Origin of the sequence: Microbacterium phoenicis (genome assembly GCF_047302325.1) — a bacterium.
In the GTDB taxonomy this organism is placed as follows: domain Bacteria; phylum Actinomycetota; class Actinomycetes; order Actinomycetales; family Microbacteriaceae; genus Microbacterium.
Map to the genome: position 1 here is coordinate 697,583 of NZ_CP154849.1, position 13,936 is coordinate 711,518.

The 13,936-nt window shown below is 70.1% G+C and carries 13 protein-coding genes; 4 read left to right on the forward strand and 9 right to left on the reverse strand.

The window, feature by feature from the left end; translation table 11 throughout:
* Window positions 1–47 precede the first annotated feature (47 nt).
* Together ABCU91_RS03495 and ABCU91_RS03500 are read left to right on the forward strand one after the other, a co-directional pair.
* Window positions 48–1,007, forward strand: coding sequence for a M15 family metallopeptidase (locus tag ABCU91_RS03495; protein ID WP_413354811.1), 960 nt, complete (start codon window positions 48–50; stop codon window positions 1,005–1,007).
* A 115-nt stretch (window positions 1,008–1,122) separates the two neighbouring features.
* On the forward strand, window positions 1,123–2,286 hold the full coding sequence (locus tag ABCU91_RS03500) for an acyl-CoA dehydrogenase family protein (protein WP_406922939.1): 1,164 nt from the start codon (window positions 1,123–1,125) through the stop codon (window positions 2,284–2,286).
* Window positions 2,287–2,354: 68 nt separating this feature from the next.
* Here the strand turns inward: ABCU91_RS03500 and ABCU91_RS03505 are convergent, their stop codons facing one another.
* From ABCU91_RS03505 to ABCU91_RS03545, 9 genes are all read right to left on the reverse strand, one after another.
* Window positions 2,355–3,599: a saccharopine dehydrogenase family protein gene (locus tag ABCU91_RS03505; RefSeq protein ID WP_413354812.1), complete on the reverse strand. Its 1,245-nt coding sequence runs from the start codon at window positions 3,597–3,599 to the stop codon at window positions 2,355–2,357.
* A 22-nt stretch (window positions 3,600–3,621) separates the two neighbouring features.
* The gene (locus tag ABCU91_RS03510) at window positions 3,622–5,166 is read right to left on the reverse strand and encodes an APC family permease (protein WP_406922937.1); all 1,545 of its coding nucleotides are present in this window, start codon (window positions 5,164–5,166) and stop codon (window positions 3,622–3,624) included.
* Between the two features lie 126 nt (window positions 5,167–5,292).
* Window positions 5,293–5,844, reverse strand: a complete 552-nt coding sequence (locus ABCU91_RS03515) for an ECF transporter S component (protein ID WP_406922936.1) — start codon at window positions 5,842–5,844, stop codon at window positions 5,293–5,295.
* 1 nt (window position 5,845) lies between these two features.
* Window positions 5,846–6,667 (reverse strand): siderophore-interacting protein, encoded by an 822-nt coding sequence (locus ABCU91_RS03520; protein ID WP_413354813.1) that lies wholly within the window; start codon window positions 6,665–6,667, stop codon window positions 5,846–5,848.
* Window positions 6,668–6,680: 13 nt separating this feature from the next.
* Entirely contained in the window at window positions 6,681–7,487 is an 807-nt protein-coding gene (locus ABCU91_RS03525) for an energy-coupling factor transporter transmembrane component T family protein (RefSeq protein ID WP_413354814.1), read from the reverse strand.
* Complete coding sequence (locus ABCU91_RS03530; RefSeq protein WP_413354815.1) at window positions 7,484–9,265, reverse strand: ABC transporter ATP-binding protein; 1,782 nt, start codon at window positions 9,263–9,265, stop codon at window positions 7,484–7,486. Before ABCU91_RS03530 ends, ABCU91_RS03525 begins: the two co-directional genes overlap by 4 nt.
* Window positions 9,266–9,308: 43 nt before the next feature.
* Window positions 9,309–9,863, reverse strand: coding sequence for an ECF transporter S component (locus ABCU91_RS03535; RefSeq protein WP_406922933.1), 555 nt, complete (start codon window positions 9,861–9,863; stop codon window positions 9,309–9,311).
* Window positions 9,864–9,933: 70 nt separating this feature from the next.
* Window positions 9,934–10,908: a pirin family protein gene (locus ABCU91_RS03540; protein ID WP_406922932.1), complete on the reverse strand. Its 975-nt coding sequence runs from the start codon at window positions 10,906–10,908 to the stop codon at window positions 9,934–9,936.
* Between the two features lie 3 nt (window positions 10,909–10,911).
* Window positions 10,912–11,220, reverse strand: coding sequence for a GNAT family N-acetyltransferase (locus ABCU91_RS03545; RefSeq protein ID WP_413354816.1), 309 nt, complete (start codon window positions 11,218–11,220; stop codon window positions 10,912–10,914).
* Between the two features lie 195 nt (window positions 11,221–11,415).
* On the opposite strand from ABCU91_RS03545, the gene ABCU91_RS03550 reads away from it, so the two are divergent.
* The gene (locus ABCU91_RS03550; protein WP_413354817.1) at window positions 11,416–13,677 is read left to right on the forward strand and encodes a carbon starvation CstA family protein; all 2,262 of its coding nucleotides are present in this window, start codon (window positions 11,416–11,418) and stop codon (window positions 13,675–13,677) included.
* 1 nt (window position 13,678) lies between these two features.
* A complete protein-coding gene (locus ABCU91_RS03555) occupies window positions 13,679–13,915 on the forward strand; it encodes a YbdD/YjiX family protein (RefSeq protein WP_406922929.1) in 237 nt (78 codons plus the stop codon).
* Window positions 13,916–13,936 lie beyond the last annotated feature (21 nt).

A 13,936-nucleotide genomic window follows, 5' to 3' on the forward strand; every position in this document is an offset into this window, starting at 1 on the left:
AGACTCGAACACCACGGATACCGGCGACCTCCTGGAAGACTGGCCCGGTGTCCGAGTCGAGGAGCGCCGTCCGGCGAAGAGCGCTCCGTCGTCGACGACAGCGCCGGGCCCTCGTCCTCCTGACGCTCGCGACGGCCGTCGTGGTCACTCTCGTCATCGTGCTGTCGCGTGCGTTCGCACCCGACGAGGCCGTCGCGGAACCGGCATCCGATCCTGCAGCTGTCGCGCCGTCCTCGGCGGCTTCCCCCGTCACCGAACCCACGGTCGAACCCGTCGACGAGCCCACGCCGATCTGCGAGACGGATGCCGTGACCACCGCGCTCGCGACCGGCTCCGACGGCGACGTGATCGCCGCCTTCGGAGGAGCCGAGCCCTTCCGCGCCGCCGTCGCCGACGGCTCGGCACCCTGCATCGATCTGCACGAGGCGGGGCGCGTCTGGGTGGTCGCGAACAAGCGGCATCCGTTGAACCCGATCGACCACTGGCCGACGCCTCAAGCCAGACCGAAGGAGCTGCGGATCGTCGCGGGCGGATGGCTGCTCGACCAGACGGCCGCAGCGCTCGACGAGCTCGCGACCGACCTCACCGCGGCGGGTGCCGGGAAGATCGGCGTCAGCAGCGGGTTCCGCCCCTACGACAACCAGGTCGAGACGTACAACCGCCACGTCGCGAACCGCGGGAAAGAGGCGGCCGACTTGCGCAGCGCCCGCCCGGGACACAGCGAGCACCAGACGGGACTCGCCGTCGACGTGGTCGCGTGCGACGCCGGGTGCGGCGACCACGACGGCTTCGGCGGGACGCCGCAGTCGGACTGGATCGTCGAGAACGCGTGGCGCTACGGCTTCATCGTCCGCTACGAAGAGGGTCACACCGGCACGACCGGGTATTCGGCCGAACCCTGGCATCTGCGCTTCATCGGTCGAGAACTCGCCGCCGCCTATGCGGACGGCGGGTTCCGGACGCTCGAGGAGTTCTTCGGCCTCGAGCCCGCTCCCGACTACGACTGACGGCGCGGCACTCAGTCGCGCTCACCCTGGCATTCAATCCCATCACGCGCGTACAGTGGACAGTGGCGACGCCGCCCACGAGCGCAGCGTCGCGCTGACATGAAGGGGGCCGCGCATGGAGCGGAACATCTACGAAGAGGACCACGAAGCGTTCCGCGACGTCGTCAAGGAGTTCGTCAAGCGGTACGTCACGAACGAGAAGCGCGAACAGTGGGATGCCGCCGGCGAGATCGACCGCGCGACGATGCTCGCGGCGGGCGAGGCGGGCGTCATCGGCTTGAGCGTCCCCGAGGAGTTCGGCGGCGCGGGCATGCTGCAGGACTACCGCTTTCGCACGGTCGTGAACGAGGAGATCATCCGTGCTGGAGCGGGCTCGCTCGCCGGCGCCTTCGGCATCCAGGACGACCTTGCCGTGCCGTACCTCGTCCACATGGGCACCCAGGAGCAGAAGGAGACCTGGCTGCCGCGCATGGCGACCGGTGAGGTCATCGGCGCCCTCGCGATGACCGAGCCGGGTGCCGGCTCCGACCTCCGCGGCATCTCGACCACCGCGAAGAAGACCGACGGCGGCTACATCGTCAACGGCGCGAAGACGTTCATCTCGTCGGGCGCCACCGCCGACATCTTCGTCGTGTTCGTGAAGACGGGCGAGGGCAACCGGCCCGACGCCTTCTCGCTGCTGCTGCTCGAGGCCGACATGGCGGGCTTCGATCACGGCAAGAAGCTCCACAAGATGGGCTTCCACGGCCACGACACCGCGGAACTCAGCTTCACCGACGTCTTCGTCCCCGACGCGAACCTCATCGGCGGTGAGGAGGGCAAGGGCTTCGTCCAGCTGATGATGAATCTGCCCCTCGAGCGCCTGTCGATCGGTGTCGCGGGCGCGGCCGCCGCGCAGGCCGGCGTCGAATGGACGATCGCCTACACGAAGGATCGTGAGGCGTTCGGCCAGCGGATCATCGACTTCCAGAACACGCGCTTCGCGATGGCCGACCTCGTCACGACGGTCGACGTCATGTGGGCCTACATCGACCGCGCGATCGCGCTGTACGGCGAGGGCAAGCTCTCGGCAGAGGATGCCGCCCAGGTCAAGTTCTGGGCCACCGAGCGCGAGTGGGAGGTGCTCGACGCCTGCGTCCAGCTGCACGGCGGCTACGGCTACATCATGGAGTACCCGATCGCCCGGGCCTTCCTCGATGCTCGCGTCCACCGCATCTACGGCGGCACGAACGAGATCATGCGCGACATCGTGTCGCGCCGGATCGCCGGCAAGCGCTGACCTGAGCGACCCGAGGTCCCGATCGGACCGGAGCGACGTCTCCCGGCCCGATCGGGACCTCGGTCGCGTCAGGCCTCGGACGGAACGGGATGCGGCTGCTCCCGCATGCCCCACGGCGAGCCGTAGCCCTCGGGCTTCGGTGCGGCGAGCAGGTCGAGGAACGGCTTCGCGTCGAACGCCTCGGGGCCGAGCACGCCCGTGCCCGACCACATGCCGCGGGCGAGCAGCTCGAGCGCGATGACGGGGTTGATCGCGGTCTGCCAGACGACGGCCTGCGAGTTGTCCTCCCGCATCGTCTCCTCGTTGTCCGCCACGTGGTACAGGTACGTCGAGCGCGGCTGGCCGTCCTTGCCGGTGCCCGTCACCCAGACGCCCGCGCAGGTCTTGCCGCTCATCTTGTCGCCGATGGTGGCGGGGTCGGGGAGGGCCGCCGCGACGACGTCGCGCGGCGAGACCTGCACGCCCTTCACCGTCAGCGGGTCGGTCCTGTCGAGGCCGAGCTTGTTGAGCACCCGCAGCACCTCGATGAATTCGTCGCCGAGGCCGTACTTGAACGTGACCCGCTTCGCCTTCGTCCACCGCGGCATGAGGAGTACCTCCTCGTGCTCGACGTTGACGCACTCGACCGGGCCGATGCCTTCGGGGAAGTCGAACACTTCGGGCTCGCTGAACGGCTCGGTGACGTACCAGCCCTTCCCCTCCTCGTAGATCACGGGCGGGTTCAAGCACTCCTCGATCGTCGTCCAGATCGAGAACGACGGCGCGAAGTCGTAGCCGGCGACGACGAGGTTGGCGCCGTCGCGGACCCCCAGCTCGTCGATCTCGTCAAACAGCTCGTCCTCCGCGTAGCGGGCGAACACGTCCGACAGGCCCGGCTCGACGCCGATGCCGACGAGCGCCAGGCGCCCGGCATCCGTCCACTCCTGCTCCTTCGCGAACTGCGCGTCGCCGAGCTTCACGCCCACCTCCTCATAAGGGCGGTCCGGATGCCGCTGCGACAGGCTCATGGCCATGTCGAGGTACGTCGCCCCGGCCGCGAACGCGCCGTCGAAGATCGGCATGACGAACCGGGGGTCGACGGCGTTCAGCACGTGGGTGGCGGAGTGCTCGCGGATGAGGGATGCCACGGACTCGGCTTTCGAGGCATCCACCTGCGCGGCGGCGAAACGCTCGTCGCCGAGCTCGTCCACGAGCGCCTGCGGGCGGGCCGGGTCGTAATCGGCGATGACGACGGTCTCGAAGAAGTCGCGGCGGCGGAGGATGCGGGCGGCAGCACTGCCGACACCGCCCGCGCCGATGATGAGGATGCGCATGCGGAGGGTTCCTTTCGGGCGGTCAGATGCCGCCGTCGATCGAACGGGGGAGCGAGCTGGTGTCGTCGGGGACGAGGACGGGGGTGTCGCGGTTGAGGCTCTCGCCGCGGAAGAAGCGCTTGGCCCGGGGGAAGAAGAACCAGACGACCATGAGGACCACGCCCAGCGCGAGCGCCCCGATGCCGACGACGAACGTCGAGCCGATGCCGAGCAGCGTGCCGTAGTAGCTGTAGTCCGGAGCGAGCATGTCGATCGCCGACTGGACGAACGCGTAGGTGAGCAGGAGGGCGCCGATGAGCGGGAAGAGCCCCTTGAAGAAGAAGTCGCGCGCGGAGCGGAACAGGTCCGCGCGGAAGTACCAGACGCACGCGTACCCGGTGAGGGCGTAGTAGAACGCGATCGCGAGGCCGAGCGAGAGGATCGTGTCCTGCAGGATCGCATCGCTGATGGTCGTCATGACGACGTAGTAGACGATCGCCACGACGCCCATGACGAGCGTCGAGAACGACGGGGTCCGGTAATCGGGGTGGACGTCCTTGAACTTGGCGGGGAGCGCCCGGTAGACGCCCATCGCGAGGGTTCCGCGCGCCGTCGGGAGGATCGTCGTCTGCGTCGACGACACCGCCGAGATGAGCACGGCGACCACGAGCAGCCAGCCCCACGGCCCGAGCAGCCCGTCGCGGATGCCGAGGAAGAAGTCGTCGGCGTTCTCAGGATTGCCGAGCCCCCCACCCTCCTCGCCGAGGCCCGCGTACATCATCGCGGCGATCGTCACCGAGACGTAGGTGACGAGCAGGAGCACGCAGGTCAGCAGCGCCGCCAAGCCCGGGATGCGCTTGGGGTCCTTCGTCTCCTCGTTGAGGGCGAGGCAGGTGTCCCAGCCCCAGTAGATGAAGATCGCGAGCAGGATCGCCTCGACGAACCCGCCCCAGTCGCCGAACGCGAACGGGTTGAGCCATTCCCAGCTGAAGGGCGTCGCGTCCGGTGCGCCCCCCGTGAAGAACTGCGTGAGGGCGGCGATCACGAAGATGATGAGGGCGAGGTACTGGATGCCGAGCAGCACGTTCTGGATGCGCTCGCCGATCTCGACGCCGCGCCACGAGATCCAGGTCATCGCCGCGATGAAGGCGACGGCCACCAGGATGATCCGCCAGTCGTTCTGCTCCTCGAACTCCTGCCCGAGGAGAGCCCAGAAGTAGACCGAACCGACCTGAGCGAGGTTGGCGAGCACGATCATTCCGGCGATCGCGACGCCCCAGCCGCCCATCCACCCCACCCACGGTCCGAACGCCTTCGTCGCCCACGTGAACGCCGTCCCGCAGTCGGGGACGGCGTTGTTGAGCTCGCGGTAGGCGAAGGCGATGAGCAGCATCGGGATGAACGCGATGACGAATGCGATCGGCGCCTGCCCACCGACGGCGAGGACGACGTAGCCGAGCGTTGCGACGAGCGAATACACCGGCGCCGTCGAGGCGAGCCCGATCACGGTGGAACCCCACAGGCCGAGGGTTCCTGAGGCCAATCCCTTGCCGTCTTGCCGGGTCAGGTGGACGGGTGTCGTGGTCACGCGGGCCTCCTCAGAAACGCGAGCCGCTCCCGCGATCGGGTGCGGCCTGCGGCATCGGGAGCGTCGGCCCTGCGGGAAAGTTGCCTCACAGTAGCACCGCAGTTCCTCGCGGCACGAGACCCGATCTCACGCGGTCCGAGGAACCCGTCGCCGCGCCAGACGTGCCACCCCCGCCGCGCGCAACCGATCGGCGAGGAGGATGCCGGCCCACGTCCCCACGAGGCAGCTGACCGCGCAGAGTGCGATGAACAGCGCGACGAGCGGAGGGCTCATCGACCACAGGTCGAACGACTGTGCGGCGAGGATCGGATACGCGATGCCGACGGCCGCGCCGCCGGCGTAGTGGAGCCACGTCGACCAGCGGCGGTACAGGGTCACGAGGAAGGGCAGCTCGGGGAACAGCGACCAGAACACCGTGGTCGCGACCGCGGAGATCGTCCAGAACGGGGCGAGGACGAGACCCGAGATGACGCCGACGAGAAGCCCCGCGAACGGTCGGCCGAGCAGGCGCAGGGCGATGACGGCGGGCATGACCCAGAGTCCGGCGATCGCGACGCTCGCGAACGGGATCGTGGCGAACAGGCCCAGCGACACCCACCATCCGACCGCGAGCACGATCCCCGAGGCGACGCCGATCGCGGCGCAGGTGAGCAGGTACGCGGTGGTGATCTTCCCCATGTCAGTGTCCCGTCGTCGAGCGCCAGTATCCGATGAAGCTGATCGCCGCCTTGTCGACCCCGTGAGCGACGAGGTGACGACGGGCGGAGGTCGGCAGGTGCTGCTCGCCGACGATGAAGTAGTGCGTGCCCGACATGGGAGCGAGCCGCTCGAGCTCGGCGAGAGCGCTGGTGCCGGGCGCGGCATCCGCCTCCCGCACCAGCCAGCGGACCTCGACCCCGGCCGGGGCGTCGATCGGCAGGACGTCCGCCGCGGTCGGGGCCTCGACGAGCGCGACGCCGGTCGCGGATGCCGGTAGCGAGGCGCAGATGCCGGCCACCGCCGGCGCGCCCGTCTCGTCGGCGACGAGCACGACGCGCTCCACCCCGCGCGCCGGGTTGAAACCGAGGCCCTCGTCGATGATCACGACGCTCTCGCCGGGCTGCGCGCGTTCGGCCCATCCCGAAGCCGGACCTGCGGCATCCCCGTCGCCGTGCAGGACGAAGTCGACGTCGATCTCGGCGCCGCGGTCGGCGGATGCCGCGCGGTACGCCCGCACGGTGTAGTTGCGCATCACGGGGCGGACGCCCTCGGGGATGCGCAGGAACCGGAGGTACCCCAGCAGCCCGTTCGCCTTGGCGGGGATCCGATCGAGCCCTTCCTCGCCGCCGATGGGCAGGAACAGGCGGAACCACTGGTCGTACCCGCGGAAGGTGAATCGGTCGATCTCGCCGCCGCCGAGGGTCACGCGCATCCAGTGCGGAGCGATCCTTTCGGTCCGCACGACGGTGAGGTGCAGGAGCTCCTGCACCTCGGGTTTCACGAGTGCGCTGGCGCGGGCCATCGCCATCCTTTCGTCACAGGGTCCAGGGGAAGAGGGCGATGAGCGCGGTCGCCGAGGCGATCCAGAAGACGGCGGTGAAGACGGTGTCACGCCGCCGCCAGGGCAGCAGATGCCGCTCGGTGCGGTCGGGGTGCGCGCCGAAGGCGCGGGCGTCCATCGCGAGCGCCACACGCTCGGCGTGACGGATCGCACCGGCCAGCAGCGGCACGATGTAGCCCCACCAGCGGGCGATCGCCGCGACCGGACCTCGGCCGACGTGGGCTCCGCGCACCCGGTGGGCCTGGCGGATGACCTCGAGCTCGTAGCCGAAGCGCGGCACGAACCGGAAGGCGGCGAGGGCGGTGTAGCCGATGCGGTACGGCACGCGCAGCTGCTGCACGAGCGCGCGGACGAGGTCGGAGCCCGTCGTGGTGAGCCCGGCGATGAAGCCCAGGGCGAGGATCGCGGCGAGCCGCAGGCCCGTCGCCAGTCCGACCTCGATCGCGCCGAGGTAGAGCGTCCAGTCGCCGACCGAGAGGATCGGCACTGCCTGGTCTACCCGTTCCGGGTCGGCCCACAGCGACAGTGCCAAGCCGATGACAGCCGCGCCGACGGGGACCGCGACGAACAGCAGCAGCGCGACGCGTCCGGTGAGCCGTGCACCCGAGAGCACGAGGACGTACGCCGATCCGAGGAAGACGGCCGGGGTGGCGAGGTCGCGCGTGAAGATGAGCAGCAGCATCGCCGGCAGCGGACCGGCGAGCTTGGCCAGCGGGCTCAGCCGCTCCAGCCACCGGCCCGCGGGTGCCGCGACGGCGTAGGGGTCGATCGCGGCGGTCATCCGGCCGCCGCCTCGAGGTCGGCTAGACGCGTGATCCCCCTGAGGGACGGATGCCGCGTCACGCCGCGCAGGGCCGTCGTGAGCGGCGGGGGGCGCAGCCCCGATCGGCGCAGCAGCGCCTCGTCGGCGAACACGTCCGGCGTGGGGGCGTCGGCGACGATGTGTCCGCCGTTGACGACGACCGTGCGGGTCGCGTACTCCGCGACGAGCTGCATGTCGTGGGTGACGACGAGGATCGTCGTGCCGTCCTGGTTCAGATCGCGGAGCAGGCGAAGCAGTTCGTCGGCGCGCGCGCGATCCTGTCCGAACGTCGGTTCGTCGAGCGCGAGGATCGGCGCACCGCCGACGAGGGCCGTCCCCACGGACAGTCGGCGCTTCTGCCCGCCCGAGAGCAGGAACGGGTGGACGTCCGCCTTGTCCTCGAGGCCGAAACGCGTCAGAACCTCCATCGTCCGCTCGCGGACCTCATCGGCGGAGAGATGACGGCCGCGCAGGCCGTGGGCGAGCTCGTCGAAGACGGTGTGCGCGATGAACTGGTGCTCGGGATTCTGGAAGACGAATCCGATGCGCCGCGAGAGGTCGCGGAGCGGGGTGCGCGCGGCGTCCGCTCCCGCCACGCGCACGGTGCCTCGTGGCGGCGGGACGACCCCCGCGATCGCCTGCAACAGGCTGGTCTTCCCCGCCCCGTTGGCGCCGACGACGGCGACGAATTCGCCTGCCGCGACCGTCAGGTCGACGTCGTGGAGCACCTCGCGCCGGCCGCGGCGGAGGGTAAGCCCGCGCACCTCGACCGCCGGGTGTGCCGGATGCAGGTCCAGCGACGGGCCCGATGCCCGTTCGGCCGCCTCCCGTGCGTCTGCGCCTGCACAGGGCACGGGGGCGTCGACCTCCTCGAGGGCCTCGCGGAGCTCGGCGGCGGTCAGCGGCATCCGCTCGATCCGCCATCCGGCGCGGCGCAGGATCAGGGCGGCCAGCGTCGACACGGGCAGCCACACGCCCAACGCGTGGAGTTCCTCGGCGCGCTCGCGGAGGATCTCGTCGACCGCACCGTCCGCGACCGTCCGGCCCGCGGCGTCGAGGACGACGACCCGGTGGGCGAGTCCCACGGCGGCGTCGAGGTTGTGCTCGACGAGGAGGATTGATCGGCCCTCGGCGACCACGGCGGCGAGAGCGTCGTAGACGTCCTCGATGCCGGCCGGGTCGAGGTTGGCGGTGGGTTCATCGAGGACGAGCAGATCGGGGCCGAGGGCGAGCGCGCTCGCGATGGCGAGGCGCTGCTTTCCTCCGCCCGACAGGCGGTCGGGGTTCTCGTGACGCCTCTCCCACAGCCCCATCACCCGGAGCGCGTCCTCGGTGCGCGACAGCACGTCCTCGACCGGCAGCCGCAGGTTCTCGGGGCCGAAGGCGACGTCGTCGAGCAGCGAGCCGGTGATGAGCTGCGCGTCCGGGTCCTGGAAGACCATTCCCACGCGCGAGGCGAGCGTCGCCACGGGTGTCGTCGTCGCGTCGAGGCCGGCGACCGACACCGTGCCAGTGAGCTCGGCCGGCACGGCTTGGGGAATCAGCCCGTTCAGGGCGAGGGCGAGGGTGGACTTCCCCGATCCGCTCGGTCCGAGCAGGAGCACGACTTCGCCCGGTGCGACGTCGAACGAGACGGATGCCGGTGATGCCGAACTCGCCCCCTCGTGCACGATCGCGAGATCCTGGACGTGCAGGAGCACAGGCGGGGCGCCCGGGGCGAGCGGGGCTTCGGCGGCGCCGGAGTCGGCAGAGGTCACGAGAGTCCAAACCAGGAGGGGTGACTCCTAGGTTAGCCTGCCCTTACCTGCTCCTGAGGGGCTGTCGCGCGACACCCGCGTGGCGCAGGCTCGAGCCCACGCCGAGGCCCGCGGCGGTCCACGCGACCGGCCCGAGGATCGAGAACACGAAGTAGGCGACCTGCGCCCAGGTGGGGAGGATCGTGAGGTCGGCGGCGAAGGCGACCGCCACGGCGACCACGACCCCGATGGCGACGGCCGAGACGTAGAAGCGCCAGCGGCCCCAGGCGCGGTAGCGGGTAAGGGCGGCGACGCCCTCCTGGATCGCGCCGAACAGGAGCGCCGTGCCGACGAAGCGCCACATCCACGCCGGGTTCACGGCGCTCGCGACGAGCGCGGCGAGGACGTGCGTCGTCAGGGCGACCAGCGGCATCCGGAAGACCTGCTGCGCGATGATGCCCGGCAGGACGTGGGAACCGAGGACGAGGCCGTACGCGTAGGGAGCCGCCGCGATCACGAACGGCGTGAGGATGCCGGCGACCCCGCCGAGCAGGCCCGTCGCCACCCCGAGCGCGGCGCACACCAGCAGCACGCGCGTCGAGAGCAGGGTCCGGGTCACGGATCCAAGGCTATCCGCGAGCGCAGAGCCACCGGGCCGTGCAAAACCGCGGAACGACGGCGATCGTGGCTCAGAGCCGCCGGCGGCGTTTCGTGAGGCGGACGGTGGGCAGCGGTGGAGCCGGGATGCGCTCGTCGCCGTGGGTGACGACGTGCCCGAAGCGCGGGGAGTCCGCCTCCCACTCCTCGCGTGCCGCGACGATCTCCTCGTGGCTGCGTCCGACGAAGTTCCACCACATGACGATGTCGCTCTCGAAGGGCTCGCCGCCCAGCACGAAGACCGTGACATCGGTCGGCGCCTCGACCTCGATGACCTCCCGCGCGAGGCCGAGGTAGAGCAGATCGTGGTCGCCGAGCTCGACCGAATCCTCGTCGGCGGCGTGGACGAGGGGTGCGCCATCGACGCCCACGAGGGCGTGCTCCCACGCCGGGTTCAGCGGGATCCGCACGCGGGCCCCTGCGGGGAGGAAGACCTCCGCTCCGACGATCGGCGTGTACATCGTCGCGGGTGAGTGGATGCCGGCGAGCTCGCCGACCACGACGACCGCCGCCGCGCCATCGCCCAGGTCCACGACGGGCAGGTCGGTGTGCCGCTCGAAGTCGGGCCCGCCGTGGCGGCGCGACTCGGGCAGCGCGACCCAGAGCTGGAGGGCGTCGGTGACGGTGGGCTCGTCGCCCATCGAGTACTCGGAGTGGGCGATGCCCGCGCCGCTGGTCATGATGTTCAGCTGCCCGCGCTTGATGACGACGTCCGAGCCGATCGTGTCGCGGTGGCGGGTCTCGCCGGCGAACGGCCACGTGACCGTCTGCAGCCCGATGTGCGGGTGGGGTTCGACGCGCATCGTCGTCACCTGCGGTCCGAACCGGTCGAGAAAGCACCAGGCGCCGACCATCGGCAGCTCGCGCTGCGGGAGGGCGCGGTGCACCTGCATCCCGCGGACGCCGCCGAGCGGCACCTCGCGTGCGGTCAGCAGCAGCGCCCTCGGGCCGTCACAGGATGCCGGGGCGTCGACGGTCTCGGTCGGGTCGGCGTCGAGGCGGGTCATCCTTCACTCCGCGTCGGGAGAGGCGACCGTGAGGCCGGGGACGTCGTGCTCCGCGAGGTAGCCCGCGACGAACGGGCACTGAGGGACGACCTCGTCGCCACGGCGGGCGAGGTCGGCGAGCGCGTCGGCGACGAGGGTCGAGCCGAGGCCCTGGCCCTTGTAGGCGGGGTCGATCTTGGTGTGGGGCATCACGGTGCGACCCGCGTCGTCGACGGTGAAGAGGGTGTAGCCGGCCACCGCCCCGTCGACGTGGATCTCGTAGCGGTTCTTCTCGTCGTTGCGCGTGACTGTCGGTGCGGCGTCGTGTGCCACGGGGACTCCCTCTGTCGTGTGGGTCAACCGTAAGCGTCTCGCGCACCTCGCCGCCAGGACTGGACAGTCGGGAACCCCGCCGTTCGTCGCGCCGGTGACGCCGCTCGTCGCAGCACCCCACGAGCGAGCCGGAGGCGGCGGCATCCGTCTTCTTACTCTGACGTGTACGCAAAGACGCGCCCGAAGGAGTCGCCCATGTCTGCACCGTCGCGCCGTGGCAAGGCCGCCACGCTCGATCCCGATCCCTCCCTTCCCCCCGTCGCCCTCACCGAGGAGCAGAAGACCAAGGACGGCCGCTGGACGCCGCTGAAGATCGTCGTCTGGGCGCTCATCGCCCTCGCGGGCGGCCTCGGCTGGACGATGCTCGCCATCGTCCGCGGTGAGACCGTCAACGCGATCTGGTTCGTGTTCGCCGCGGTCGCGACCTACCTGATCGGCTACCGGTTCTACTCGAAGGTCATCGAGAAGCACCTGCTGCGCCCCGACGACGGTCGGGCCACCCCGGCCGAGGTCAAGCAGGACGGCAAGGACTACGTCCCCACCGACCGCCGCGTCCTCTACGGCCACCATTTCGCCGCCATCGCCGGCGCGGGTCCCCTCGTCGGTCCCGTGCTCGCGGCGCAGATGGGCTTCCTCCCCGGCACCATCTGGATCATCGTCGGCGTCGTGCTCGCCGGTGCTGTCCAGGACTACACGGTGCTCTTCTTCTCGATGCGCCGCGGCGGCCGCACGATCGGCCAGATGGCTCGCCAGGAGCTCGGCAAGATCGGCGGCACCGCCGCGATCGTCGCGTCGCTGCTGATCATGCTGATCATCGTCGCGATCCTCGCCCTCGTCGTCGTCAACGCGCTCGGCGAGAGCCCCTGGGGCGTCTTCTCGGTGTCGATGACCATCCCGATCGCCCTCTTCATGGGCATGTACCTGCGGTACCTCCGCCCCGGCAAGGTCACCGAGGTCTCGATCATCGGCTTCGTCCTGCTCATCGGCGCGATCGTCGCCGGCGGCTGGGTCGCCGAGACCGCATGGGGCCAGGAGTTCCTGCACCTCGACCGCAGCGTCATCGCCTGGGGCATCATCATCTACGGCTTCATCGCCGCCGTCCTCCCCGTCTGGCTGCTGCTCGCCCCCCGCGACTACCTGTCGACGTTCATGAAGATCGGCGTCATCGTCATGCTCGCGGGCGCCATCGTCCTCGTCCGCCCCGAGATCACCGTCCCGGCGGTCACCGACTTCGCCCTCGAGGGCACCGGGCCGGTGTTCGCGGGGCCGCTCTTCCCCTTCCTGTTCGTGACGATCGCGTGCGGTGCTCTCTCGGGCTTCCACGCGCTCATCTCCTCGGGCACGACCCCGAAGCTCGTCGAGAAGGAGCGCCAGACGCGCTTCATCGGCTACGGCGGCATGATCATGGAGTCCTTCGTCGCGATCATGGCCCTCGTCGCCGCGATCTCGATCGACCAGGGCATCTACTACGCGATGAACGCGTCGGCGGCGTCGACCATGGGCACGGTGGAAGGTGCCGTCGCCTTCGTGAACTCACTCGGCATCACCGGGGTGAACCTCACGCCCGAGATGCTCACGAGCACGGCGGCGGCGGTCGGCGAGGAGTCGATCGTCTCGCGCACCGGTGGTGCGCCGACGCTCGCGCTCGGTCTCGCGCACATCATGCAGCAGGCCCTCGGCGGTCCCGCGATGATGGCGTTCTGGTACCACTTCGCGATCATGTTCGAGGCGCTGTTCATCCTCACGGCGGTGGATGCCGGAACCCGCGTCGCGCGTTTCATGCTGCAGGACTCGATCGGCCACTGGGTTCCCAAGTTCCGCGACGTGTCGTGGCGGCCCGGCGTCTGGATCACGACGGCGATCATGGTCGCCGGCTGGGGAGCGATCCTCATCCTCGGCGTCACCGACCCGCTCGGCGGCATCAACACGTTCTTCCCGCTGTTCGGCATCGCCAACCAGCTGCTCGCCGCGATCGCGCTAGCCGTGGTGCTCGCGATCATCGCGAAGCGGGGTCCGTCGTTCGTGCGGTGGCTGTGGATCGTGGCCCTGCCGCTCGCATTCGCAGCCGTCGTCACGATCACCGCGTCGGCGTACAAGATCTTCTCGCCGAACCCGGCGATCGGATACTGGTCGAACCACTTCCGCTACCGCGACGCGCTCGCCGCCGGCGACACGACGCTCGGCGAGCCGGCGGTCATGGAGGCCGTCATCCGCAACACCTTCGTGCAGGGCACCCTGTCGATCGTGTTCGTCGTTCTCGCCATCATCGTGATCATCGCCTCGGTGATCGTCACGATCGCCGCGATCCGGCGCGGCGGCGGCGAGAACCACGAGGACGAGCCGGTGCCCTCGCGCCGCTTCGCCCCCGCCGGACTCATCGGCACCGCCTCCGAGCGCGAGCTCGAGAAGCAGTGGGAGCCGATCCTCGCCGACGAGCGCGCAGCGAACAGGCACTGACATGAGTACACGGACGGATGCCGCGGTCTCGCCGATGCGGGCGATGCTCGACCTCGTGCTGCGGACGGGCCGCGGCATCCGCTGGTACATGACGACCCTCATGGGCGACACGGCCTACGCGACGTACGTCGCGCATCAGCGCCGGGTGCACCCCGACGAGGAGCCCATGTCCGAGCGGCAGTTCTGGCGTCAGAAGATGGACGACCAGGACCGGAACCCGGGCGCCCGCTGCTGCTGACGCCCGCGATCTAGGCTCGTC

Bases quoted from the DNA above. Each gene is read 5' to 3' on its own strand.
- ABCU91_RS03515 (WP_406922936.1), bottom strand. From the start codon at position 5,844: ATGGGGAAGATCACCACCGCGTACCTGCTCACCTGCGCCGCGATCGGC.
- ABCU91_RS03555 (WP_406922929.1), top strand. From the start codon at position 13,679: ATGAGTACACGGACGGATGCCGCGGTCTCGCCGATGCGGGCGATGCTC.
- ABCU91_RS03550 (WP_413354817.1), top strand. From the start codon at position 11,416: ATGTCTGCACCGTCGCGCCGTGGCAAGGCCGCCACGCTCGATCCCGAT.
- ABCU91_RS03505 (WP_413354812.1), bottom strand. From the start codon at position 3,599: ATGCGCATCCTCATCATCGGCGCGGGCGGTGTCGGCAGTGCTGCCGCC.
- ABCU91_RS03520 (WP_413354813.1), bottom strand. From the start codon at position 6,667: ATGGCCCGCGCCAGCGCACTCGTGAAACCCGAGGTGCAGGAGCTCCTG.
- ABCU91_RS03540 (WP_406922932.1), bottom strand. From the start codon at position 10,908: ATGACCCGCCTCGACGCCGACCCGACCGAGACCGTCGACGCCCCGGCA.
- ABCU91_RS03500 (WP_406922939.1), top strand. From the start codon at position 1,123: ATGGAGCGGAACATCTACGAAGAGGACCACGAAGCGTTCCGCGACGTC.
- ABCU91_RS03525 (WP_413354814.1), bottom strand. From the start codon at position 7,487: ATGACCGCCGCGATCGACCCCTACGCCGTCGCGGCACCCGCGGGCCGG.